Origin of the sequence: Pseudoalteromonas sp. SWN166 (genome assembly GCF_015864485.1) — a bacterium.
GTDB lineage: Bacteria > Pseudomonadota > Gammaproteobacteria > Enterobacterales > Alteromonadaceae > Pseudoalteromonas.
On sequence record NZ_JADYXB010000032.1, the window covers coordinates 21,575 to 45,690 of the forward strand.

At 38.9% G+C, this 24,116-nt stretch carries 20 protein-coding genes; 13 read left to right on the forward strand and 7 right to left on the reverse strand.

Annotated features, from left to right (window positions below; all coding sequences use genetic code 11):
- Positions 1-23: 23 nt before the first annotated feature.
- From I6F49_RS15895 to I6F49_RS15905, 3 genes are read left to right on the forward strand one after another with little or no spacing between them, the layout of a single operon-like run.
- Complete coding sequence (locus tag I6F49_RS15895) at positions 24-1,199, forward strand: methyltransferase (protein WP_197181295.1); 1,176 nt, start codon at positions 24-26, stop codon at positions 1,197-1,199.
- A 30-nt stretch (positions 1,200-1,229) separates the two neighbouring features.
- Positions 1,230-1,892 carry a carbonate dehydratase gene (can, locus tag I6F49_RS15900; RefSeq protein ID WP_197181296.1) on the forward strand — a complete coding sequence of 221 codons (663 nt, stop codon included), beginning with the start codon at positions 1,230-1,232 and terminating at the stop codon, positions 1,890-1,892.
- 4 nt (positions 1,893-1,896) lie between these two features.
- The gene (locus tag I6F49_RS15905) at positions 1,897-2,541 is read left to right on the forward strand and encodes an NAD(P)H-binding protein (protein WP_197181297.1); all 645 of its coding nucleotides are present in this window, start codon (positions 1,897-1,899) and stop codon (positions 2,539-2,541) included.
- A gap of 63 nt (positions 2,542-2,604) precedes the next feature.
- Here I6F49_RS15905 and ubiK read toward each other — a convergent pair whose 3' ends face one another.
- Positions 2,605-2,868 carry a ubiquinone biosynthesis accessory factor UbiK gene (ubiK, locus tag I6F49_RS15910; protein WP_197181298.1) on the reverse strand — a complete coding sequence of 88 codons (264 nt, stop codon included), beginning with the start codon at positions 2,866-2,868 and terminating at the stop codon, positions 2,605-2,607.
- A 162-nt stretch (positions 2,869-3,030) separates the two neighbouring features.
- On the opposite strand from ubiK, the gene rep reads away from it, so the two are divergent.
- Positions 3,031-5,049 (forward strand): DNA helicase Rep, encoded by a 2,019-nt coding sequence (gene rep, locus I6F49_RS15915; protein ID WP_197119293.1) that lies wholly within the window; start codon positions 3,031-3,033, stop codon positions 5,047-5,049.
- Between the two features lie 15 nt (positions 5,050-5,064).
- Here rep and I6F49_RS15920 read toward each other — a convergent pair whose 3' ends face one another.
- The 3 genes from I6F49_RS15920 to elbB all read right to left on the reverse strand — a co-directional run bounded on the left by I6F49_RS15920 (position 5,065) and on the right by elbB (position 9,070).
- Positions 5,065-7,629 (reverse strand): sensor domain-containing diguanylate cyclase, encoded by a 2,565-nt coding sequence (locus I6F49_RS15920; RefSeq protein WP_197181299.1) that lies wholly within the window; start codon positions 7,627-7,629, stop codon positions 5,065-5,067.
- Between the two features lie 164 nt (positions 7,630-7,793).
- Positions 7,794-8,189: a c-type cytochrome gene (locus I6F49_RS15925; protein ID WP_149593319.1), complete on the reverse strand. Its 396-nt coding sequence runs from the start codon at positions 8,187-8,189 to the stop codon at positions 7,794-7,796.
- Between the two features lie 233 nt (positions 8,190-8,422).
- Positions 8,423-9,070 (reverse strand): isoprenoid biosynthesis glyoxalase ElbB, encoded by a 648-nt coding sequence (gene elbB / locus I6F49_RS15930; protein ID WP_197181300.1) that lies wholly within the window; start codon positions 9,068-9,070, stop codon positions 8,423-8,425.
- 524 nt (positions 9,071-9,594) lie between these two features.
- On the opposite strand from elbB, the gene polA reads away from it, so the two are divergent.
- The 3 genes from polA to I6F49_RS15945 all read left to right on the forward strand — a co-directional run bounded on the left by polA (position 9,595) and on the right by I6F49_RS15945 (position 13,919).
- On the forward strand, positions 9,595-12,330 hold the full coding sequence (gene polA, locus I6F49_RS15935) for a DNA polymerase I (RefSeq protein WP_197181301.1): 2,736 nt from the start codon (positions 9,595-9,597) through the stop codon (positions 12,328-12,330).
- 486 nt (positions 12,331-12,816) lie between these two features.
- Positions 12,817-13,404 (forward strand): YceI family protein, encoded by a 588-nt coding sequence (locus tag I6F49_RS15940; RefSeq protein WP_166419901.1) that lies wholly within the window; start codon positions 12,817-12,819, stop codon positions 13,402-13,404.
- Positions 13,401-13,919 (forward strand): DUF1285 domain-containing protein, encoded by a 519-nt coding sequence (locus I6F49_RS15945; RefSeq protein ID WP_166419902.1) that lies wholly within the window; start codon positions 13,401-13,403, stop codon positions 13,917-13,919. Before I6F49_RS15940 ends, I6F49_RS15945 begins: the two co-directional genes overlap by 4 nt.
- 10 nt (positions 13,920-13,929) lie before the next feature.
- On the opposite strand, the gene yihA is transcribed toward I6F49_RS15945, so the two are convergent.
- Positions 13,930-14,598: a ribosome biogenesis GTP-binding protein YihA/YsxC gene (yihA, locus tag I6F49_RS15950; RefSeq protein ID WP_008165591.1), complete on the reverse strand. Its 669-nt coding sequence runs from the start codon at positions 14,596-14,598 to the stop codon at positions 13,930-13,932.
- Positions 14,599-14,879: 281 nt separating this feature from the next.
- On the opposite strand from yihA, the gene I6F49_RS15955 reads away from it, so the two are divergent.
- The 3 genes from I6F49_RS15955 (at position 14,880) to I6F49_RS15965 (ending at position 17,389) form a co-directional block, all read left to right on the forward strand.
- A complete protein-coding gene (locus I6F49_RS15955; protein WP_007582080.1) occupies positions 14,880-15,512 on the forward strand; it encodes a c-type cytochrome in 633 nt (210 codons plus the stop codon).
- 752 nt (positions 15,513-16,264) lie between these two features.
- The gene (gene yihI / locus I6F49_RS15960) at positions 16,265-16,861 is read left to right on the forward strand and encodes a Der GTPase-activating protein YihI (RefSeq protein WP_197181302.1); all 597 of its coding nucleotides are present in this window, start codon (positions 16,265-16,267) and stop codon (positions 16,859-16,861) included.
- Between the two features lie 12 nt (positions 16,862-16,873).
- Positions 16,874-17,389: a DUF2489 domain-containing protein gene (locus I6F49_RS15965; RefSeq protein ID WP_166419904.1), complete on the forward strand. Its 516-nt coding sequence runs from the start codon at positions 16,874-16,876 to the stop codon at positions 17,387-17,389.
- Between the two features lie 68 nt (positions 17,390-17,457).
- On the opposite strand, the gene hemN is transcribed toward I6F49_RS15965, so the two are convergent.
- Together hemN and yjgA are read right to left on the reverse strand one after the other, a co-directional pair.
- The gene (hemN, locus tag I6F49_RS15970; protein WP_166419905.1) at positions 17,458-18,831 is read right to left on the reverse strand and encodes an oxygen-independent coproporphyrinogen III oxidase; all 1,374 of its coding nucleotides are present in this window, start codon (positions 18,829-18,831) and stop codon (positions 17,458-17,460) included.
- A gap of 124 nt (positions 18,832-18,955) precedes the next feature.
- Positions 18,956-19,489, reverse strand: a complete 534-nt coding sequence (gene yjgA / locus I6F49_RS15975) for a ribosome biogenesis factor YjgA (protein ID WP_166419906.1) — start codon at positions 19,487-19,489, stop codon at positions 18,956-18,958.
- Positions 19,490-19,633: 144 nt separating this feature from the next.
- Here yjgA and pmbA point away from each other — a divergent pair, with 144 nt between their 5' ends.
- The 3 genes from pmbA (at position 19,634) to I6F49_RS15990 (ending at position 23,868) form a co-directional block, all read left to right on the forward strand.
- A complete protein-coding gene (gene pmbA, locus I6F49_RS15980; protein WP_007582066.1) occupies positions 19,634-20,983 on the forward strand; it encodes a metalloprotease PmbA in 1,350 nt (449 codons plus the stop codon).
- 76 nt (positions 20,984-21,059) lie between these two features.
- Complete coding sequence (locus I6F49_RS15985) at positions 21,060-21,539, forward strand: DUF721 domain-containing protein (RefSeq protein ID WP_166419907.1); 480 nt, start codon at positions 21,060-21,062, stop codon at positions 21,537-21,539.
- 253 nt (positions 21,540-21,792) lie between these two features.
- Positions 21,793-23,868 (forward strand): M13 family metallopeptidase, encoded by a 2,076-nt coding sequence (locus I6F49_RS15990; RefSeq protein WP_197181303.1) that lies wholly within the window; start codon positions 21,793-21,795, stop codon positions 23,866-23,868.
- The last annotated feature ends 248 nt before the right edge of the window (positions 23,869-24,116 follow it).

A 24,116-nucleotide genomic window follows, 5' to 3' on the forward strand; every position in this document is an offset into this window, starting at 1 on the left:
TCTTTTTTATTATTTAAGCTGTTATGACTTTAGCCGAGCAATTTTTTGCACTTGATTCACTTTTAATGCGCCATCGTCAGTATTGGCAGTGCACCGCATTTGATTTTGACACTATTCCTTGGCCAGAGCTGCAAGGCATACTTAACGAACTAACTGATGATCAGGTAACCGTTCTTGATAATGATCAAAATCAGCTATACCAATTTTTTAGCCAACACATAAACCAACTTGATGAACTTGCAGAGCTATGTGATTTACCTAGCTCTGCACACTCTCGAGCTGATTATCCGTTTTGGTTAAGTAACGGCATTAAAGGTCGTAAGTTTGATCAGTTACAAGATTTTGTATCTGCACTACCTAATACTAAGCAACCGGTTTTAGAATGGTGTGCGGGTAAAGGGCACTTAGGGCGAATGCTTGCTTTTAATGGCGCAAGTGATGTGCATAGTATTGAACTGCAACAAAGCTTATGCGAGCAAGGACAAAAAAGTGTACAGCAACAAGGCTTGGCAATGCACTTTAGCCAAGCTGATGTATTAAAAGATGATATTACTCAATTTTTTAATACTGATATGCATGCTGTAGCGCTCCACGCATGTGGCGGTTTGCACCAAGCATTTATGCGCCAAGCAAGTTTGGCAAAAGTACAACAAATTAGCTTTTCACCTTGTTGCTATCACTTATTTACGACTAATAAGTACCTTGCAATGAGTGAGGTTGCAAACCAAAGTGAGCTTAACCTAACGCATCGCGATTTAAAGCTCGCATTACAAGAAACCGTTACAGCGCCTTCTCGTCTGGAAAAAGTACGTAAAACAGAACTAGAATGGCGGCTTGGTTTTGACGCACTTAGAAAATCGATTACTGGCGAGCAATATTATGTAAGCGTACCTTCGGTTAACAAAGCTATATTCTCAGATTCGTTTAAATCATTTTGTGCATGGGCTGCAGACAAAAAGGCAATAAACCTACCCCAAGATACTGATTATAATAAATATTTAGATGTTGGTGTTGCTCGAAAAGAAATAACTGACCGAGTTGAACTGGTTCGACATGTGTTCAGAAGAGCAATTGAAGTTTGGCTTGTGCTCGATCGTGCTTTATATTTGCAACAGCAAGGCTATCAAGTAAGCGTTAAAACGTTTTGTGAAAAGCAGTTAACGCCTCGTAATATATTGATTCTCGCTAATATCCATTAAATTTCCGTCCTCGACTTAATAAGAGATGCAATGAGAAAGTTAAAAAATTTATTCGATAACAATAAACGTTGGGCTGCACGTACAAGCGAAGCTGATCCTGAGTTTTTTAAAATTTTATCTATGCAACAAAATCCAGAGTATTTATGGATTGGTTGTTCAGACTCTCGTGTACCTGCTAATCAAATAGTTGATTTATTACCAGGCGAATTATTTGTACATCGTAACGTTGCCAACGTGGTTGTACACACTGACCATAACTGTTTGTCGGTTATGCAGTACGCTGTAGAGGTTTTAAAAGTAAAACATATCATGGTAGTTGGTCACTATGGCTGTGGTGGCGTACAAGCCGTTTTAAACAATGCAAAATTTGGCTTTATTGATAACTGGCTACGCCATGTAGGTGATGTAAAAGAAAAGCACCTTGAGCAACTTGATGCAATGCCAGAAAGCGAACGTTTAAGCCGCCTTATTGAGCTAAATGTAATTGAGCAAGTACGTAATGTATGCCGTACTAACATTGTGCAAGATGCGTGGGAGCGCGGCCAAGAGCTAAGCGTTCATGGTTGGGTTTATGGTTTAGAAAACGGCCACCTTCATGATTTAGAATCTGTAGTAACGTGCGCGAGTGAAGAAACGCAAAGCTACAAAAAAGCAGTGCAGCACGTACTTAAAAAAGTGGGCGAGAATAAATAAATTTATGACTAAAACGGCGATATTAATAGGTGCTACAGGTTTGGTCGGTAATGAGTTGCTACATAAGCTACTTAATAGCGATCGTTATACCAAAGTGGTTACGTTAAGTCGTCGGGCTTTGTCTATTACGCATACAAAGCTAGTTAATCACGTTATTGATTTTGAAAAATTAACTCAATACGTTGAGCTTTTTAAAGGCGACGTATTGTTTTCGTGTTTGGGCACAACCCGTAAACGGGCGGGCTCTACACAAGCTCAGCGTAAAGTAGATTTTGATTATCAGTTTATAGCGGCGCAGTTAGCGGCATGTAATGGTGTTACGCATTACTGCTTAGTGTCATCAAGCGGGGCGAACACGCACAGTAATAGTGCTTATTTGAAAATGAAGGGTGAGCTTGAGCAACATATTAAAGTACTCCCTTTTGATAAAATAAGTATTTTACAACCGTCTTTATTATTGGGTGATCGTGAGCAATTTAGAGTGGCAGAAAAGATAGGCAGTATTATTTTTCCTGTTATTACACGATTTGCGTTTTTAAAGCGTTACAGGCCAATAAAAGGCGAGCAAGTTGCACAAAAAATGCTGAGTGTGAGTTTAGAGCAACAGGCTGAGTTATCATATTATGTACTAGATGAGTTATTTGAATAAATCCAGCTCTAAATTACATAGTAAAAAGGCAGCTTAAGCTGCCTTTTTTGTACACCAAATTAATTATTCAGCGTCAGTCTTAGTGCTAAGCTGTTGCTCAAGCAATGCAACTTTAGCTTCAAGGTCAGTTAGTTTTTCACGAGTACGAATAAGTACTTGGCTTTGCACATCAAATTCTTCACGGCTCACAAAGTCCATCTCAGCAAGCTTGTTTTGTAAAACTTGCTTTGTTTTACCTTCGAGTGTGTCTGCTAGGTTTTTTACACCTTGTGGCATATTGCTAGTAATTTGCTTAGCAATTTCTTCAAGTTTTGCTGGGTTGATCATATTTGTCCCTTCGATGCGGCCTAAAATAATAATAACTAATATTACCTTATACCTATGGTATTTAACACATGATCATCTTTACCTTAATTAATTAAGGCAATTGCTATGCTCGCTGTAATGGTTACGTTAAAATTACGCGTCTTTTAAATTTCTTTGGTCGTTATGAAACTCAATCCTAAACAAGATGAAGCCGTAAAATATATTAGTGGTCCATGCTTAGTACTCGCTGGCGCAGGCTCTGGTAAAACCCGTGTTATTACTAATAAAATCGCTTATTTGGTAAAAAAATGTGAGTACAAAGCGCGAAATATAGCTGCCGTTACCTTCACCAATAAAGCCGCTAAAGAAATGCGTGAACGAGTACTGCAAACACTTGGTAAACAAGACGCTAAAGGGTTATGGGTATCAACGTTTCATACACTCGGTTTAGAAATAATAAAAAAAGAGTTAAGCACATTAGGATTTAAACCCGGCTTTTCGTTATTTGATGATCAAGATACCAATCAGCTTCTTAGTGAGCTGACCGAAGATGAACTAAAAAAAGACAAAGACTTACTCAAACTACTTAAAATGGAAATTGGTAGTTGGAAAAACGAATTAGTACTGCCAGAGCAAGCAATACGAGAAGCCCGCGATGCGCAAAAGGCGTTGTTTGCACAGCTTTATGCTCGTTATCAAAATCAGCTGCGCGCTTATAACGCATTGGATTTTGATGATTTAATTATGATCCCTACTTTGCTACTTACTAATAACGCAACGTCGCGTGAGCGCTGGCAGCAGCGCTTTAAATATTTGCTGGTGGATGAGTATCAAGATACCAATACGAGCCAATATCAACTTGTTAAATTACTTGTTGGTGAGCGTGCCCGTTTTACCGTGGTAGGTGATGACGATCAATCAATTTATTCTTGGCGTGGTGCTCGCCCACAAAACTTAGTGTTGTTAGGTAAAGACTACCCAGGGCTTAGGCTAATAAAGCTTGAGCAGAACTATCGAAGTGCAGGGCGAATACTAAAAGCCGCTAATATTTTGATAGCAAATAACCCGCATGATATTGAGAAAAAGCTATTCAGTGAGCTTGGTTACGGTGAGCCAATTAAAGTAATAGGGTGCCGCGACGAAGAACATGAATCTGAGCGCGTAGTTGCCGAGATAATTTCCCATAAGTTTATGAAGCGAACTAGCTATAAAGACTACGCTATTTTATATCGTGGTAATCACCAAGCTCGTGGCTTTGAAAAATCACTAATGAGTAACCGTATCCCCTATAAAATTAGTGGCGGTATGTCATTTTTTGCTCGCTCAGAAATTAAAGATATTATGGCGTATTTGCGCTTGTTAGTTAATCAAGACGATGACAATGCATTTTTACGTATTGTAAATACACCGCGCCGCGAAATAGGCACGGTTACACTTGAAAAGCTGGGTACGCTGGCTAATGAAAAGCACGCGAGCTTGTTTGCCACCTGTTTTGATAACGATTTAGGCTACAGACTAAAAGGGCGTGGCTTTAATGCGCTTGCTGGGTTTGCACGCTGGGTTGTTGAGCTATCTGATAACGCAGTACGCGGTGATACGCTTGAAGCTGTTAAAGACTTAGTGCGTAATATTAATTACGAGGCATATTTGTACGAGTCGTCACCGAGTGCTAAAGCCGCTGAAATGCGTATGAAAAACGTTTCTGAATTGTATCGCTGGATCACCGATATGTTGACCGGTGATGCCGACAACGAACCAATGACATTAGCCGAGGTTGTTAGCAAGCTAACCCTTCGCGATATGCTTGAGCGTAACGAAGAAGAGGATGAAACCGATGCGGTGCACTTATCAACACTGCATGCATCAAAGGGCTTAGAGTACCCATACGTATTTATGGTGGGTATGGAGGAGGGCTTACTTCCGCATCAGGTAAGTATTGATGAAGATAACGTAGATGAAGAACGCCGTTTAGCTTACGTTGGAATTACTCGTGCACAGCAGGAGTTAACACTTACTTATGCAAAAATACGTCGTCAATTTGGTGAGACCTCACAAACTGAGTTAAGCCGATTTGTACAAGAGTTACCGCAGGACGATTTAGCGATTGAAAACAAAAAAGCGCCAAATACGCAAGCAGAGCGAATGGAAAAAGGCCAAGCAAGAGTCGCGAATCTTCGCGCAATGTTTAAAAAGCCTGAGTAATACCTCAGGCTAATTTTATAAAGACTGAGTTGCTTGTATTTCAGGTAGCTCAGCGCACACTAAAGCGTGTTGTTTCCCCACAAAAAAAGCCAAGCCATGCTTGTCTAACAAAGCCCTAAAATTAAGTATTGATGGGCCTTTAGCAATGACTTTCATTGCTTTAAGTTTTGTAATGGCTAGTACACCTTGTAGCTGAAAATCGTAACTTTCTTGTTGTAAAATACGTTTACTAAAGGTCGAGCTAAGTAGCAGATAATCAAAGTTAATATCGGTTAGTAAATTCAGCTCGCATCTGTCTTTAGCAAAATTATTTAAACCAATTGAATAGCCTAGTTGCGGTAGCTTTTTGAGGTTTTCTATTTGTGTTGCACTTGCATGGCGAATTTCTTGTTCATCAAATAATAAACAGAGCTGGCTTTGTCCTTGTTGTTTATTTAGCGTATCTGTAAATAAAACAAATTCATGCTCTTTGAGTAGCAAACCAGAGCAAGGAACCAGCGCCATAGTTACATTTGCAGTAATTGCTTGTGCATAAGCGCGTTGTAATAGTTGTAACTCCACTTGCAGGTGCTGCTCTTTATCTGATGCAAACTTTTTCAAAATATCAAAGCTAGTAAAGCCAAGTATTGGGTGCTCACCAAATGCTTCAAATAAAGATTCAGACTGATGTTGCTCATCAAGCGTAATTATTTCTGAGCTTCTAAAACTCATAGGGAGTATATCAAGGTGATGTTGTGCTTTTAGTGCCTGCGCAGGTATTGATTGTGTTAGTAGCGGATGAAATAGCTCGTAGCGATTTTTTCCTGAATTTTTAGCGTGATACATTGCGGCATCAGCATCACGAATAATTTCATCCGTATGCATATAGCTTTTCTTTGAATAGGTTATCCCTATACTTGCACCACTTTGTAAATATTCCCCTTTAAGGCAAAAAGGCTTTTCCATTAAATCGATAATTCGATTAGCAACATCTTCTGCTTGTTGAGGCTCAGTTAAATGCGTTAATAAAATAACAAATTCATCGCCACCTAGGCGTGCCAGTAAATCATGCTCGCGTATACACTGGGCAAATAATTCACTAACGTTAATCAAAAATTGATCGCCAGCATGGTGACCAAGCTGGTCGTTAATGTCTTTAAATTTATCTAAGTCGATAAATAAAACAGCAAAATTATGTTCAGGAAAGCGCTGATAATGTTGTAGCGTTTTTTCAAGCTGAGTTAAAAATAGGCTGCGATTAGGTAAGCTAGTAAGAGAGTCATGATGTGCATCATGATAAAGCTGCTGCTCTATTTTTTTACGCTCATCTATTTGCATTTGTAAATGCAGATTAGTTTGACGCAACTCTTTGGTTTTTTCGTTTACTCTAAATTCAAGTTCTTGATGGCTTTTTGCAATCGCTTGATTAGCGAGTTTGGTTTGTAATACAGCTGCAATTTGATGCGATACAAAGGTCATTAATTCGCAATCATCTTGGCTAAAAATATGTTTGTTATCGTAAGCTTGGCAAACAAGAAGGCCGATAACACCTTGAGCTGTTTTAAGTGGAGCGCCTAACCAACTAGTGGCCATTTGCTCTTTAGGCACAGGAGCAGAGCGCTGTACTACACCATTTTCTATCAATTCTTTTGCTCTATACGGGTGTATAAGCTGTGTTTCTTCTGTACTTATTACCAGCTCACTATAGCCTTTAGCAAAGCGCCTGGGTTGTGTGTTTTCTTTAAATTCATCAACGCAATAGGGGAAGCTAATCCAACCAGATTCTTTATCATAAAGTGCAATATATAAGTTTTCTGCGTAGGTAATTGTTTTTATTATTTGATGTATCTTAAAGTAAGCATCTTCAAGGTTTTTAGCTTGCGTTGCTATTTCAGATATTTTAAACAGAATCTGCTGGCGTTGAAGCGCACGTTTACGCTGCTCTATTTCAAGATTTAACGCGTCGTTACTTTGAGTGAGTGCTCGGGTACGAATTTTAACTTCTGACTCAAGGAGCTCTCGTTTTTTTACACGCTCTATTGCAGTCGCTAAGTAAAGCGACATAAACTCAAGTAATTGTATTTGTTGTGAGCTATAGCTTTGTTTTGTATCGTAACTTTGCGCTGCTAATACACCAATAATGTTATGTTCTTGGTAAACTGGTACACCTACCCAATGCTCTGCTGGAGTGCCTAATGCTTTAAATAAGCCTTCTGCTGCAGCGTCTTGCATTTGTTTTTTGGTAAAGCATGTTGTTTTACCTTGCTTAAATACATAACCAGTGGCGCCTTCATCAAAGCTATTTGATTGATTAAGAGCAACAGCAATACCGTCTTTCTCATCTGAAAAGTAAGAAAGCTCTAACGATTGACTATGTTGATTTAACAGCACCACGTAAAAGCTTTTACTCGGTACATACTTTTGTAAAATATCGTGGATGGCAGGATATAATAGGGTTAGCTCGGCAACAGTACTAGCTTGCTCTGATAATTGGATCAGGGCATTTTGCAAATGATGTGATTGTTTGTATTTTTCGAGTAGCGTTTTCAGACGTTTATTTTGATACGCTAATTTACTCGATACGGGGTGTTTATCTTCCAATGATCTAACCGGCTATTTTTATTGTATAGTTATTAGCCTTATAATTTCACTTTTAGTGCTTATCGTCAAGTTGATATTCCTACTAAAATAGCGGCTATAAACACTATTCTATGCATTAAAAAAGGCTTACCGAAGTAAACCTTTTTTGTGTATTTCAATTGTATTTATTTAGATGTCATGAAATCGATAGCAGCGCTAATTTCATCGTCAGAACAATCCATACATGTGCCTTTTGGAGGCATGGCATTAAAGCCATTTAGTGCATGCTCAAGTAAAGTGTCTTTACCTTTTGCAATGCGTGGAGCCCAATCGTCAGCCGATTTAGGCGCGCCTAGTGCACCAGTACCGTGACATGCAAAACATGCACCTTGATACACTTGCTCACCAGAACGAGGGCCTGTAGGCGCCGCTGCAACAGCAGCTTTATCGCCTTCAAGATATACAGCACCAACCGGCGCGAGACGTGCTTTAATTGCATCTTCAGTCATAGAGTTATCATATGGCTGTGCGTATGCGGTGGTTGCTAGCATTAATAATGCTGCAGCTGTTAATTTTTTCATTTTGCCTTGCTCACTTCGATTTGAACGTGATCAATCACGATTAAAGATGACGGAAATTAAACCGATTATAACTCTCTGAGCCAATTTATAAAATGCTAAGAGGCGTTTTTATTAATAAAACTGACTACTTTTTGCGTTAACGCAATAAAAATTAATTATTTACTGACTTTTGTTAAGCAATTTAATAAGCACAATCAGTTAGATAATTAACTTTTTGGAGCTTAAAACTATAATCAGTATATCGATAATACGCTACTAACGAGCTTTGCGATCCCCGCATCCGCATCAAGAATCGATTCTGCCAACATGTAAGCTGGTGTGGTAACTAGCTTATTTGCTTCATCAATAACTATTTCATATACTGCGCAGTTTATATGTTTAGCGCCTAATGCGTTAAGTGCTTGTGCTGTATCTGCATCGTTGCCAATAGTAAGTACGGCGTTATCATAAATAAACGGGATCAAAGCGGGTGCAATACACATATAACCAGCAGGCTTATTTGCTTTTGCGAATGCTTTACAAACATTGAGTACATCTTCATTAATATTTGCTTGTGCGCCTTTAATTGCAAAGTCGCATAAGTTTTTTGCCGCACCAAAACCGCCAGGTACAATTAATGCGTCAAACTGAGTTACGTCTAGTTCAATTAAGGATTTAATGTCACCTCGTGCAATACGAGCCGCTTCGGTTAATACATTGCGTTTATCAGGCATTACTTCGCCTGTTAAATGGTTAATGGTATGAAGTTGTTCAATATTCGGTGCAAAACACTGATAAGTCGCGTCATTTTTGGCTATATGTAATAAAGTTAAAATTACTTCATTTATTTCACTACCATCGTATACGCCACAACCTGCTAATATTACCGCTACGTTTTTCATGCTTTTGTGCCCCTAAAGTCTTTTTTATAAGTCTATCGGATGAAGTTTAACATGCTCAAAATTTCTCGCGAAAATAAATTTACTGTACAAGAATCATTCGCTGTGCAAGTCGTATTGCGGTTTATGCCATTTGCGATCACTTTGCCTATAAAAAAATTATAAAGGATCGCTATGATCTTCGATCCATTGTGCTAGAATACTCCTCCGGTTATTTAAATGGACGCGAATAATCAAAGTGAATAACAACACAAGCAGTCGTTAGAAAACCTTTTTCCACATTGGTTTAAAATAATAAAAAAAGAACCTCGTATTATCTTTTTTAAATTAAAACATACAGTTAAAGTATTTTCTAGGCATTTTAAAATGCTTTGGAAGAATAGCTCGTGGCTGTTATCTACACACTTATCCACAGCTTGCTCTAGTTTTAATAACACGATAAGCAGTAATTCACTGTCGTTTTATTAACTACCTTATGGCATGCTTATAATTACCTTAATTTTTTGTATTTAGGATCCAAATTCACCATGGCTCAGATCCCCGAAAACCCACTTATTTTAGTTGATGGCTCGTCATATTTATTTCGTGCTTATCATTCTCCGCCGCATTTAACTAATTCTAAAGGTGAGGCTACGGGCGCTATTTATGGCGTGATCAACATGCTTAAAAGCTTGATCAGACAATACGATCCCTCACATATGGTGGTTATATTTGATGCTAAAGGCAAAACGTTCCGTAACGATATGTATAGCGAATATAAGGCAAATCGTCCGCCAATGCCGGATGACTTGCGCACTCAAATAGCACCAATTCACAGTATTATCAAAGCGATGGGCTTTCCGCTAATTAGTATTGAAGGCGTTGAAGCTGATGATGTTATTGGTACATTTGCACGTATAGCGTCAGAGCAAAAGCGACATGTACTCGTCTCTACCGGCGATAAAGACATGGCGCAGCTTGTTAATGAACACGTTACGCTAATAAACACGATGACCGACAGTATTTCAGATCCCCTTACTGTGGTTGAAAAGTTTGGTGTAGGCCCAGAGCTTATTATTGATTACCTTGCGCTTATGGGCGACAAGGTTGATAACATCCCGGGTGTTGAAGGCTGTGGCCCTAAAACTGCGGTTAAATGGTTAGAAAAGTATGGCTCGCTTCAAGGTGTAATGGATCATGCCAGTGAGATTAAAGGTAAAATAGGTGAAAAGTTAGCAATTGCTCTTGATCATCTGCCTTTGAGCTACGAACTTGCGACAATTAAGTGTGATGTTGAAGTCGAATCTGATCTTGATACATTCAAACTTCAAGAACCTAACAAAGACGAATTAATTGCATTATATGGTGAGTGCGAATTCCGTCGTTGGTTAGCTGAGTTACTTGATAATCCTAAAGATGCAGAAACACACCTAGCGGTACCTACCGAAGCGACAGAATTACCAAAAGTAGAAGACGCTCATTACGAAACTATTTTAACTGAGGCGCAATTTGATACGCTGATCAATCAATTAAACAGTGCTGATCTATTTGCATTTGATACAGAAACAACCAGCCTTGATTACATGAAAGCGCAATTAGTGGGTATGAGCTTTGCTGTCAAAACGGGTGAAGCTGCGTATTTACCGATAGCGCATGATTACCCCGGTGCGCCTGATCAATTAAGCCTTGAATTTGTAATGCAAAAGCTGGGTCCAATTTTGGCAGATGAAAACAAAGCTAAAGTAGGGCAAAACCTTAAATATGATAAAAGCGTATTAGCGAATGCAGGCTTTGCGTTAAATGGTATTAAGTTTGACACCATGCTTGAGTCGTACGTATTTAATAGTGTGGGCACGCGTCACGATATGGACTCGCTAGCACTTAAGTATCTAGGTCATAAAAATATTAGCTTTGAAGATATTGCTGGCAAAGGTAAAAAGCAACTTACCTTTAACCAAATTGAACTTGAGAAAGCAGCGCCTTACGCCGCAGAAGATGCCGATATTACGTTGCGTTTACACGAAGTACTTTGGCCAAAAATAGCAGCGGATGAAAAACTAAAATCGGTATTTTTAGATATAGAAATGCCACTTGTTAGTGTTATTTCTGATATTGAACGCACTGGTGTTGCAATAGATAGCAATATGCTTGCAGCGCATAGCCAACGCTTAGGTGAGCGTTTAATTGAGCTTGAAAAAGAAGCGTTTGAAATAGCAGGCGAACCATTTAATTTAAGTTCTCCGAAGCAACTACAAGTATTGTTGTTTGAAAAGCTTGGGCTGCCAATTATCAAAAAAACGCCAAAAGGTGCACCTTCTACCGCAGAAGAAGTACTGCAAGAACTTGCGCATGATTATCCGCTACCTAAAGTAATTATAGAGCACCGTGGTTTATCAAAGCTTAAATCAACGTATACCGATAAGTTACCATTAATGGTGAACGAGAAAACACAGCGCGTGCATACCTCTTACCATCAGGCAATTACAGCAACAGGGCGCTTAAGCTCAACCGATCCTAATTTACAAAATATTCCTATTCGCTCAGAAGAAGGGCGTCGTATTCGTGAAGCCTTTATAGCTGCAGATGGTTATAAAATTGTCGCTGCCGATTATAGCCAAATTGAGCTGCGTATTATGGCGCATCTTTCACAAGATAAAGGCCTATTAAATGCCTTTGCTAACGGCTTAGATGTGCATAGTGCAACTGCTGCTGAAGTATTTGGTGTAGAGCTTGATGATGTAACCACCGACATGCGCCGTAAAGCGAAAGCAGTAAACTTTGGCTTAATTTACGGTATGTCGGCATTTGGTTTAGCACGTCAACTAGATGTGCCACGCCATGAAGCGCAGCATTATATAGATAAATATTTTGAGCGTTTTCCAGGTGTACTAGAGTACATGGAAACAACACGCGAAAAAGCGGCTGAAAATGGCTACGTTGAAACTATTTTTGGACGTCGTTTGCATTTACCAGAAATAAACGCACGTAATGGTGCGCGCAGAAAAGGAGCTGAACGTGCTGCTATTAACGCGCCAATGCAAGGTACTGCCGCTGATATTATTAAAAAGGCAATGCTGAGCGTCAATCGTTGGGTACACGAACAAGCACCAAATACGATTAAGTTACTTATGCAAGTACACGATGAATTAGTATTTGAAATTAAAACAGACTGCGCAGAACAATACACAAAACATATTTGTGAGCTGATGTCGCAAGCTGCAGCGCTTGATGTACCACTTATAGTTGAAGCCGATGAAGGCGATAACTGGGAACAAGCCCATTAATGCAATTTGAGCATTTTAATTAAAGCGCCTTTTGGCGCTTTTTTTATGTTTAATAAAAATGGCGAATAACAGCTATTTAATTTGCTACATGCAAGCTTTAGTTAAAATAAGGTTAATTTAAGCAACTATTTGTATTAAATAGTTATATGTTCGTCAATTCGAGCTGTTTTACAGGAATATGATTGTATTTTAATGCGTGCTTTTGTTAAAGTCCCGCCTGTCCTATCCTGTAGGACATCCTGTTGATGATGCATCTGAAAGGGTGCAACAAATTGATAGCTTCTCCCCAGTTTGCTATACCGGCCTACCAACTTGTTTGGTGGGCCGTTTTTTATTCTATCTTTGAAAATTCTACTATATTGATGCTTTTTGTTGTGCTATTCATTCGTCACTTTGTGGTGGTTTGGGTACATTGCAGGTGATACCATCAAAGCGCTATTATTTTTCATTTTTATTATTTTTCAATTTATCACTAAGGAGTGCGTTATGTTTAAAGCATTAGCTATTGCAGGTTTTTCTTTATCAAGTTTAGTTATCTCTAATGTTGCCCAGGCTAATTGGCAGTTAGTGAATGATAAAAGCCAATTAAGCTTTGTCTCTATAAAAAAGGACTCTGTTGCCGAAGCTCACCACTTTACCAATCTTGAAGGTATGCTTTCTGATAAAGGCGAGTTTAGCGTTAATGTTGATTTAACATCAGCTGAAACCCTAATTCCTATTCGAAATGAGCGTTTAACGGCATTGTTGTTTGAAGCGGCTAAATTCCCCAATGCTGTTTTAACTGCCAATTTAGCTAAAGAGCTGAATAATATTAAAAAGCCTGGTCAATATGTATTGAAAGGCATTAAAGCTGAGCTTGATTTTCATGGTAATAAAAAACCACTGGCTATTGATGTACTTGTTAATAGCACACAAAGTGGCGATTTAACTGTGTCATCATTTACACCTATTATTATTAATAGTGCTGATTTTGGTGTAACGGAAGGTGTTAAACAGCTGCAAAAATTAGCAGGCCTACCTTCAATCGCAACAGCGGTGCCTGTTACGTTTGCAATTACACTTAAAAAGCAGTGATTTCTTTAAGTGAGCTTAGCAAGCAATTAAGCGAGCCAAGCAAACCTTTTGATAGTTGGCAGCCTAACCATTGTGGGGAACTGCCGATTGTCATCAATCATGACGGTAAATGGTTTTACGATGGCAGCGAAATAACACGCCCAGCCATGGTGAAGCTGTTTGCTTCTGTTCTATGTAAAGAAGGTGAGCAATTTTATTTAAAAACACCTGTCGAAAAAATAACAATAACGGTTGATGATGCGCCGTTTATTATTGTTGATTGGCGTTTTGAAAATACAGCGCAAGGGCAGGTGTTGTGTTGTATTGATAATTTAGCTAGACAGTGGTTGGTGAGCGCCCAGCAGCCTTTAGTTATAAAAGACTATAAAGGGTCAAAAGTACCTTATTTAAAGTTACCTTATGGCTGTAGTGCGCGTGTTGCGCGAAGTGTGTTTTATCAGTGGGCTGAAAAAGCCGAGTCTGATAAGCTCGGCTATTTTATTAAATCTGCAGGAAAGCAGTTTTATTTATCGTAACACCAGAAGCTTAAGCTTCTGGGTTAGTTTCGTCTGTGACTACTTCATCAGTAGGTGGTACAGCAATAACTGGCCCTAAAAACCATTCATCTAGCTTTTTAGCAACTTCTGGTAAGCCCGTGCCTTTTAATGATGAAAACGCATGAACTGTAATATCACCATCAAGCGTGCTTAATTCACGACGAACTTGCAGTACTTGTGATTTACGAGGGCCTTGCTTTAATTTATCGGCTTTAGTTAATAGTGCCAATACTGGAATTTCACTACCAATAGCCCAATTAATTAAATCGCGGTCTAAATCTTTTAATGGATGACGAATATCCATTAAAATAACAATACCTTTTAGGCTTTGACGCTTTTGCAGATATTCCCCTAGCGATTTTTGCCATTTCTTTTTCATTTCGATTGGTACTTTAGCAAAACCATAGCCTGGTAAATCGATAAGGCGCATATCGTCAACATCAGCTAAATCGAATGTATTGATTAGCTGAGTACGTCCAGGTGTTTTACTTGTACGTGCTAGCTTCTGATCGGTTAATGCATTTAATGCACTCGACTTACCTGCGTTGGAGCGACCGGCAAACGCAACTTCAATTCCCGTATCAGCAGGTAATTTAGTAATGTCGGGAGCGCTTGTTACGAAAGACGCAGTATTATATTTGATACGAGATTTGAGCACAGGCTCTCCTAAAACTTAAATAAATAACGTTGAGTAAACCAAATTCACTCAGGGCGCGTATTTTATACTATAAAGGATGTATTAAAAAGCGTATTTAACCACCTAAAAACAGCACCTATGGTACATTTAAAACATGTTAAAGCTTAATCTAAGTCAAAACCCTGTAAATTATAAGCTTAATATGTGTAGAAAACGTGCCAGAGAATTTATTATCGTGTAGAATATATGTATTACAACATCACGATTGTAGATGATACAGGGTCGGAAACAGAGAATTCACCATGAAAAAAATAGCACTATCTTTAACAATATTGCTTGGTGCGTTGTCAGCAAGCAACGCAACAGCATTTGATGGCGATGTAAACGCAGGTAAAGAAAAATCAGCAACGTGTGCGGCTTGTCACGGCCCAGACGGTAATGCGCCGGTTAATATTTACCCTAAAATTGCAGGTCAACATCCAGATTATATCCTTAAGCAACTTCAGGATTTAAAATTAGGTATGACGTCAGGCGGCAAAGAAGGGCGTATGGATCCAGTAATGAGCGCTATGGCTATGCCACTTAGCGAGCAAGACATGAAAGATCTAGCTGCTTATTTTTCTTCAATGAACATGACTGAAGGTGCTACACCTAAAGATGTTGTTGAAGTTGGCGAGATGCTTTTTAAAGCAGGCGATGCAGAACGTGGAATTCCATCATGTGCAGCATGTCATGGCCCACGTGGTAATGGCTCGTCACTTGCTAAGTTTCCAAAAATTTCTTTTCAGCATCCAGGATATATCAAGGCTCAACTTGAAAAATTCCGTGATGGTACTCGTCATAATGACTTAAATGGCATGATGGGCGATATTGCAAAAAAATTAACAGATAAAGACATCGAAGTACTTTCTCAGTATTTAGGTGGCTTACACTAAAGTCGTATTTATTTAGCAGTTAATAATAAATAAACTACAATGTGTTAAAAAAAGCAGCCTAGGCTGCTTTTTTTGTGTCAAAAATTAACGATATCGTCCGTTTTAATGTAAGACATTGACCATGTCTGGTTGTAAGAAAAGTCTTCTTTTTATTTTTGATTATTGATTAACTTATTGTAATTTATGTTTATTTTTATATCTCAATGTAATAAAGATAATAAAAGTTATATAAACCAGTTGTAACAAAATCATTAACGAGTAAATTAACCACTGTCGCAAAACAACAATAACAAAACGGAAATAACTATCAAGGAAAGTAACGCGGCATGACTACATAGCATAAGATTAGTGCTACTAAAGGAAATAATAAAAAAGTGTCAGGATGACCGAAAATAATAAAAAACTCATGGAAGTTTAATAATAAAAACAAAATGGAATGTAACAAGGAACGTAAAAATAATAACAATACGGACTGATAATAATAAAAATAATAAAGACTAAAAAAAGTCGAAGGGAGAAGTGTCCAGATAATGGCGCTCAGATTAGCAGGCGGTAGAGATGTTTTCTCTACCGCCTTTTTATTTGTCCTGTTACAATACCCACCGTTTAAAATTAGCGATTAATTAGCTAAGGCGCTTTTAAATGAGAGACCCAACCTCTAAGCGCAAACTGAATTCTTCTGGCTAGGCCAGCACTGCGATGCCCATTAATTTGCGCTTCGCTCAAAACCTCTTAAGTGAGATGATCAAGATATGAGTAGAACTAAAAAGTCACGCAAAAGCCCAGCAAACGGACCTGTTCGTTTAAGCCAAGATAAGCTTAAAGAAATGCGCGCATTAAAAGAGCAGCGAGTTAAAAAAACCAAAGGTGCTAAGCCAGGTTCTCGTAACGCGCCAGATTTACTAGATAGCGAAAGCCATAATGCTGGTCACGCGCCGAAAGATAAGCGTGTAGGCAGTAAAAAGCCGGTACCATTAATTGCAACTGCGCCTGAGCCTAAAGTTGAAATGAAACGCAACTTAAAGCCAACTATTGAGCTGAAAAAGGTAATCGAGCCTGAATTTACACCTGAACAAGAGCTAGAAGCACTTGAGAATGACGAGCGTTTACTTAAACTAGTAGAGCGTCATGAAGAAGGTGAAATGCTAACTGGTAAAGATGCTAAGTACTTTAATAGCCGTATTGCTCGCCATCAGGCGTTATGTGAAATTCTTGGTATTGAAGACGAGGATGAAGACGAATTTGAAGATGACCTTGAAGATGATATTGAAAGCAAGGGCAGCTCTGATTTCGATCAATACTTATCTGACGATTTAGCTAACGAATGGCTAGATGAAGACGACAAATAGTAAGGGCCAATAATGAGTACTGCGGTAATTTTAGCCTTACTTTTAGGTGCTGCTATAATAGTTGGTTTGGCATTTTATGCGGGTCAGTTGCTGTATAAGTTAAATGCGCAAAAAAAGTTAATTGCTAAAACGCAGGCTGAACAAAAGCAAAAGCTTGAAAAGTCGCGTTTAAAGCGAAATGCTAAACTAGCCGATAGTATTCATTTAATTGCGCGTGCAATGAATGAAGAGCAGTGTGAGTTTTCTGAAGGCTGTTTACGTATTTGGGTACTTATGTCTCAATATGGCTTTGAGAGTGAGCGTGATTTAACGACGCAATATCCTGGCATTTATAAAATGTACCAGGTAGTTAAAGAAATGCCGACACACGATGCACGAAAAAAATACGCTAAAAAAGAGATTTTTAAGCTTGATACAGCTCGCTGGCAAGCTGAAGAAACACTTAAAGATGAAGTTAAAGCCGATTGCGCTAAAATTATCATCGAATTTAAAGCAGCCCCTGGCAGCGATAAAGTAGTTTTTAACTAGCTTTAATTTTTCGAGTACTAAGAAAAAGCAGACCTTGGTCTGCTTTTTTTATGCCGAACAAATTTTAGCTAAATCACTCGTGAAAAACGCGTCGCATTTATTTGTTTTTGTAAATGAGCGTCAAAGCACATACATATAATGCGGATAAATAAGTTGCCTCGCGGTGTTACACTAATTTTATTATTAGTAATAGTTACTAACTCATCTTTAATAAGTGGTACAAGCGCTAATAACGCATCCTCAAAGTAGTCATTAAATATAAGCGCATGCTTTTCGCTAAAGTCTTGTATATCTAACTCAAATTGGCAAATGAGCTGTTTAATTGCATCAGCACGAATAACATCATCATGTGTTAAGTGCATACCTTTATTAAGAGCACAGCCGCTTTGTGTTTCTACGTTATGATAATAATGTTTTAACTCTTTTTGATTTTGTAAAATGGCGGTGCCAATTTGCGAAATTGATGAAACTCCCAAACCTAATAAATCACAATTACCATGGGTTGTATAACCCTGGAAATTACGATGTAGCTTACCTTCATTTTGGGCAACAGCTAGTTCGTTATCGGTTTTTGCAAAGTGGTCCATACCAATAAATTGATAGCCTGCTTGCGTCATCTGCTCCAGCGTATTTTTAAACATGGTGAGCTTATTATGCGCACTGGGTAAATCGGCATCTTTAATTTTACGTTGTGCGGCAAAGCGCTCTGGTAAATGCGCATAGTTAAACACTGATACACGATCAGGGCTTAACTCAATAAGTTGCTCTATAGTTTGCTTAAAGCTCTCTGGCGTTTGTAGAGGCAGACCGTAAATCATATCTGCATTAATAGATTGAAATCCCAGATCGCGAGCTTGTGTAATTAATTGCTTAACCGTATCTGCATTTTGAGGGCGATTAACAGCAAGTTGTACGTCGTCGTTAAAGTCTTGAATCCCAAACGAGACACGGTTAAAACCAAGCATTCTTAAATCAACAAGCATATTATCGGCAAGTGAACGTGGGTCTATTTCAATGCCGCGCTCTGTGGTGCTTGTAAAATTAAAGTGCTGCTCTAAAAGCTTAATTAGACGAGTCATTTGTTTTGCGGTTAAAAAAGTGGGAGTACCTCCACCTAAATGTAATTGCTCAACCGTGTAGCTTTTAAATAAGTGTGCTTGGGCAGTAATTTCTTTTGCTAAAAAGTCGAGATACGTATCTGCTTTAGATTGATGGCGGGTAATTATTTTATTGCAACCACAGTAGTAGCAAAGTTGGCTACAAAACGGAATATGAATATATAACGAAAGTGAGCGACTCGTTGATGATTCTACAGCGCTTAATAGGTCTTGTTGTTGATATCCATCACGCAGTGATAGAGCTGTGGGATACGAGGTATAACGCGGGCCAGACACATTATATTTGTTTATTAGGGTTTGATCCCATTGTGGAAGTTTAATCATCACGCGCACCTAAGTATTTATTTAGGGGGTGATTATAAAAAAGTACGCAGTAAGGCGGTTTGATCTATAACAAAAAAGGTGCCGAAGCACCTTTTTTAATAAAATATCAATTAATGCGGTCTAATTAATACGTAATGGTATGGGCATCTTTGAGATATTGAAATAACTCTTTATAACCTTTACCCGGCTTTTCAGCTTTCGCTTCTTTTGCCGCATTACGAACCAATTGACGCATTTGCTGACGATCAAGAGACGGGAACTGCTCAATGGTCTCATTGATAAGGTCATCGCCTTGTTCAATTAGGTCTGAACGTAGTTGCTCAATTTTTTTGACCAATACTTCAGCTTGGTTATTTTTATTAAGCATTACATCGATAATCGCTCTAATAGCGTCAATGTTTTCTACAGTACGCAACGTTTTAGCGATGTAGTTTAAGTGACGGCGGTACGCGTCACTTTTATTACTTATTTTATCAGCAACCACCATTGCGGCTTTTAAATCGTCATTTAATGGCAGGCGTTCGCGCTGTTTTTTACCCATTTTGGCAATTTCAGTACCTAACTGATGAAACTCTTGCGCTTCGCGCTTAAGCTCTGTTCTTGATACATATTCAATTTCTTCTTCAATTTCAGCAGGCTTGCCTTTTTTCTTTGCCATGGGGTGCTCTTAAATAAAAATAACTTTTGCCATTATACATGAATATGATACTTAGGAATATTAGCTGATGTGATGCATTGAGTGTGTTAGCATTTAAATATAAGAAATGCGTGCATTATGCCTCTAAGGCTCAGGACTTAATTTATGAAAAGCCAACAAAACGATCCAATTTATTCTCAAATATCGCAAGTTAAAGATGCGGTAGCAGAAGTACTCGAACATGCTAAAAAATTAGGCGCTACAGCTGCAGAAGCGGCTATGTCTAGCACGTCTGGGTTATCGGTTAGTACACGAATGGGTGAAGTAGAAACCATTGAGTTTAACCAAGACGGCGGCTTAGGCATTAGTGTATACGTTGGTAATAATAAAGGTTCGGCATCAACCGCTGATTTAAATCCAAAAACATTGCGCATGGTAGTAGAAAAAGCGATTGATATAGCCAAATTTACATCGGATGATCCATTTAACGGCGTTGCTGATAAAGAATTACTGGAATTTAATCCTAAAGATTTAGATTTATATCATCCTTGGGATGTAAGTCCTGAGGAAGGCATTGAGCTTTGTCATGCTGCTGAGCAAGCTGCACTAAATGCTGATGAGCGTATTGTTAACTCAGATGGCGCAAGCTTTTCATCGCATCAGGGGCTACGTGTTTATGGTAACAGCCATGGTTTGATAACGGGCTTTCCGCGTACTCGTCATAGCATTAGTACAATGGTAATAGGTCAAGATGGCGAGCAGATGCAACGCGACTCTGCTTATACTGTTGCGCGCGACCAAGCGGGTTTAAATGACGCAGCGGCAGTTGGGCTTGAAGCCGCAGCTGAAACGCTCGCTAAATTAAATAGTCAAAAGCTAGGCACAATGAAAGTACCTGTTATTTTTAGAGCCGATATTGCAAATTCATTATTTGGGCACTTAGTATCGGCAATTGGTGGTGGCGCACTTTATCGTAAATCAAGTTTTTTACTTGATAGCTTAGGCACACAAGTATTTAGTAATTGTGTGAATATTGCCGAGCGCCCACATATTTTAAAAGGGTTGGCATCATCACCGTTTGATAGCGAAGGTGTTAAAACATTCGATAGAGAAATTATTCAAGGCGGCGAGCTACAAACGTATTTATTAGCAAGTTATGCTGCGCGTAAAATGAATATGACCCCTACAGGGCATGCCGGCGGTATACATAACTGGTTAGTTGAGCAAACTCATAACGATTTAACAGCGCTATTAAAAACGATGGGCACTGGCTTGTTAGTGACCGAGCTAATGGGGCAGGGTGTAAATACAGTAACGGGTGATTACTCTCGTGGCGCTGCTGGTTTTTGGGTCGAAAATGGTGAAATTCAATATCCTGTAAGCGAAATTACCATTGCTGGTAATTTAAAAGATATGTTTAAAGGCATATCTGCTATTGGTGGTGACATAGAGCGCCGTGGTGGTATTCAAACCGGCTCAGTATTAATAGAGCAAATGCAAATAGCCGGCGCTTAATATAAAAGCGACTTTTTAAGCCAAGCATTAAAGCGCTTGGCTTAAGTATGCTTTATTTAAATTTACGAGGTGTAAAATGGCAAAAGATAGATATGCACCAAAACCGCTAACCGATATTATGGCGGGGTTAAATAATCGTTTATCGGCTTATGCAGGCAAAAGCCAAGCACTTGATACACAGCAAACACTACTTAAAGATTTTTTAGGTCCTAAGTTAGGCGATAAATGCCGAGTAAGTAATTACCGAGACGGTACGCTAATGATAGAGGCGGTGTCTGCACCTATCGCGCTTAGGCTTAATTATTTAAAAATGGATATGCTTTCACATTTTAGAGCTGCCGGAATGGCAGAGCTCGGGCAAATAAAAATCACAGCAAATCCGCAAGCAACTCAACGATTAAGTACTGCGAATAAGTCGGGCAGTCCTGCAGTTACCAACTCTCGTAAAATGAGTGAGCAAACAGCTGATTACTTAAACGCGATAGCATCTTCGGCCCCTCCTTCTTTAAAAGAAAAACTAGAGCGTTTAGCGCTTCACGGAAAAAATAAAAGTTAGCCTTAACTACCCACCATTTTGTCATTGGTAGGGCTATTTTTGCAGCTCACCGCATTCAAAATACTTTGTTACATATTCCATTTTATTGTTGGCCTAATGAGGTTTATGATACTGCGTAGGCTTTATATTGATTGAAGCTCTTTGATACCCATTCCATTAAGTAAAAGCGTGTAGGCAGTGCTATTTTTATTCCTGCTATATTCAAGAATTTAATGGAGTTGGTATTAAGTTCTAACTAACAAACGGAATCATTATGAATAAAGTAACAATGGCCGCTGCGAGCATTGCGCTTGCACTTGGTTTAGTAGGTTGTGGTGAAAAACAACAAGAAGCTAAAGTAACCGACGCTCCAGTAGTAACAGCACCTGCTGAAAAACCACTAGAGCTTGGTATTGAATTAGCCAATATGGATAGTTCAGTACGTGCACAAGACGATTTTTACTACCATGTAAACGGTGAGTGGCTAGCAAAAACTGAAATACCGGGTGATAAATCTAACTACGGTTCTTTCTCGCAGTTATATGATGAGTCGCAAAAAGCGATGAAAATAGCCCTTGAAAGTGCAGCCGCTAACAAAGCCGCTGCAAAAGGCAGCGATGAGTACAAAATCGGTGCATTTTATAAAAGCTACATGAATCAAGCTGCTCGTAATGAGCTAGGTATTACGCCATTACAACCGTCATTAGATACAATTGATAGCGTTAAATCTAAAGCTGATTTAGTGGGTTTAATGGCTAAAATTCAAAAACAAGGCGGTACTTTACCGTTTGGTTGGTTTGTAAATAATGATGCTAAAAACTCAAGCGAGTATGCACTGTACTTATCTCAGTCTGGCCTTGGTTTACCAGATCGTGATTATTACTTAAAAGATGACGAAAAATTCACTAAAATTCGAGCTTCTTACGAGCAATATATTACTGATGTTTTAGCAAAGTCAGGCGTTAAAAATGCAGCAGAAGCTGCTAAGAGCGTACTTGCATTTGAAAAAACACTAGCTGATGCACAGTGGAGCCGCGTGCAAAGCCGTGATGCAACTAAGTCTTATAACAAGATGACAGTAGCAGATGCAAGCAAGTTGATGGGTGACCTTGATTTAGCTGCATTCTTTAAAGATGCTGGTGTGAGTGCAAGTGACATTATTGTACGCCAACCTAGCTATTTAGAAGCGCTTGCTACTATTTACAACGACACTGATTTAGCAACGTGGAAAAACTACTTAAAATTCCATTTTGTAAGTGGTTATGCAGAGCTACTTAGCGAAGATTTAGTTAATCTTAATTTTGACTTTTACAGCACAACACTTCGTGGCGTAGAAGAACAAGCACCTCTTTGGAAGCAAGCGGTTGATGCATCTAACAGTGTACTTGGTGAAATTTTAGGTAAGGTATACGTTAAAGATAACTTCCCGCCAGAAGCTAAAGCACGCATGGAAGAGTTGGTTGATAACGTAATTAAAGGTTACGGTGTTGCTATTGAAAACCTTGAGTGGATGAGCCCTGAAACAAAGCTTGCAGCGAAAGAAAAACTAGACAAATTCACACCTAAAATTGGTTACCCAGATACGTGGAAAGACTACTCTGAGCTAGAGATTAGCTCAGATGAGTTAGTAGGTAATTACATCCGTTATAGCGAATGGGCATACGCAGACATGATCGCAAAATTGGGCAAACCAGTTGATCGTTCTGAGTGGCACATGACTCCGCAAACAGTAAATGCGTATTACAACCCAGTAAACAATGAAATTGTATTTCCAGCCGCAATTTTACAACCGCCATTCTTTAATTTAGAAGCGGATGATGCAGTAAACTACGGTGCAATTGGCGCAGTAATTGGGCATGAGCTTGGTCATGGTTTTGACGACCAAGGCGCTAAATACGACGGTGACGGTAACTTACGTAACTGGTGGAGTGAGACTGACCTTAAGCAATTTGAAGAGCGTACAGCGGCTTTAGTTGCACAGTATAACGAATATAAACCTTTTGAAGATGCAAGTGTTAATGGCGAGCTAACGCTTGGCGAAAACATTGGTGACTTAGGTGGCTTAACCGTTGCGCATAAAGCATATATGCTGTCTTTAGGTGATAAAAAATCACCAGTGATTGATGGTTACACAGGCGATCAACGCTTCTTTATGGGTTGGTCACAAATTTGGCGTCGTAACTATCGCGATGAAGAGTTACGTAATCGTTTATTAACAGACCCTCATTCACCAAGTCACTACCGTGTAATCGGTATCTTGTCGAATATGCCTGAATTTTACGAAGCGTTTGACGTAAAAGAAGGCGACAAAATGTATATCAAACCAGAAGACCGTGTAAAAATCTGGTAATTACATTTTATAAATAACAAAAACCAGTAATTTTTTAGCTTACTGGTTTTTTTGTATCTTGAATTTGTTAGTAACCTGATGTAATGGTCTCCTCCCTATACGGCATCTATGTGCCATGATTAAAGTAGTTACAATAATCAAAGGGAGAAGACCAAAATGAAGATTACAACAATTGGTTTAGACATAGCAAAAAGATTTTTCCATGTGGTGTGCTGCAATGAACAAGGGCGCTTAGTTAAAAAGAAAAT

Excerpts from the sequence above, each read along its gene's own strand:
- hemN (WP_166419905.1), bottom strand. The coding sequence starts at position 18,831 with ATGATTAAACTTCCACAATGGGATCAAACCCTAATAAACAAATATAAT.
- I6F49_RS15965 (WP_166419904.1), top strand. The coding sequence starts at position 16,874 with ATGAGTACTGCGGTAATTTTAGCCTTACTTTTAGGTGCTGCTATAATA.
- I6F49_RS15955 (WP_007582080.1), top strand. The coding sequence starts at position 14,880 with ATGAAAAAAATAGCACTATCTTTAACAATATTGCTTGGTGCGTTGTCA.
- I6F49_RS15940 (WP_166419901.1), top strand. The coding sequence starts at position 12,817 with ATGTTTAAAGCATTAGCTATTGCAGGTTTTTCTTTATCAAGTTTAGTT.
- pmbA (WP_007582066.1), top strand. The coding sequence starts at position 19,634 with ATGAAAAGCCAACAAAACGATCCAATTTATTCTCAAATATCGCAAGTT.
- I6F49_RS15905 (WP_197181297.1), top strand. The coding sequence starts at position 1,897 with ATGACTAAAACGGCGATATTAATAGGTGCTACAGGTTTGGTCGGTAAT.
- can (WP_197181296.1), top strand. The coding sequence starts at position 1,230 with ATGAGAAAGTTAAAAAATTTATTCGATAACAATAAACGTTGGGCTGCA.
- I6F49_RS15985 (WP_166419907.1), top strand. The coding sequence starts at position 21,060 with ATGGCAAAAGATAGATATGCACCAAAACCGCTAACCGATATTATGGCG.
- I6F49_RS15895 (WP_197181295.1), top strand. The coding sequence starts at position 24 with ATGACTTTAGCCGAGCAATTTTTTGCACTTGATTCACTTTTAATGCGC.
- polA (WP_197181301.1), top strand. The coding sequence starts at position 9,595 with ATGGCTCAGATCCCCGAAAACCCACTTATTTTAGTTGATGGCTCGTCA.
- rep (WP_197119293.1), top strand. The coding sequence starts at position 3,031 with ATGAAACTCAATCCTAAACAAGATGAAGCCGTAAAATATATTAGTGGT.
- I6F49_RS15925 (WP_149593319.1), bottom strand. The coding sequence starts at position 8,189 with ATGAAAAAATTAACAGCTGCAGCATTATTAATGCTAGCAACCACCGCA.
- elbB (WP_197181300.1), bottom strand. The coding sequence starts at position 9,070 with ATGAAAAACGTAGCGGTAATATTAGCAGGTTGTGGCGTATACGATGGT.
- yjgA (WP_166419906.1), bottom strand. The coding sequence starts at position 19,489 with ATGGCAAAGAAAAAAGGCAAGCCTGCTGAAATTGAAGAAGAAATTGAA.
- ubiK (WP_197181298.1), bottom strand. The coding sequence starts at position 2,868 with ATGATCAACCCAGCAAAACTTGAAGAAATTGCTAAGCAAATTACTAGC.
- yihI (WP_197181302.1), top strand. The coding sequence starts at position 16,265 with ATGAGTAGAACTAAAAAGTCACGCAAAAGCCCAGCAAACGGACCTGTT.
- I6F49_RS15990 (WP_197181303.1), top strand. The coding sequence starts at position 21,793 with ATGAATAAAGTAACAATGGCCGCTGCGAGCATTGCGCTTGCACTTGGT.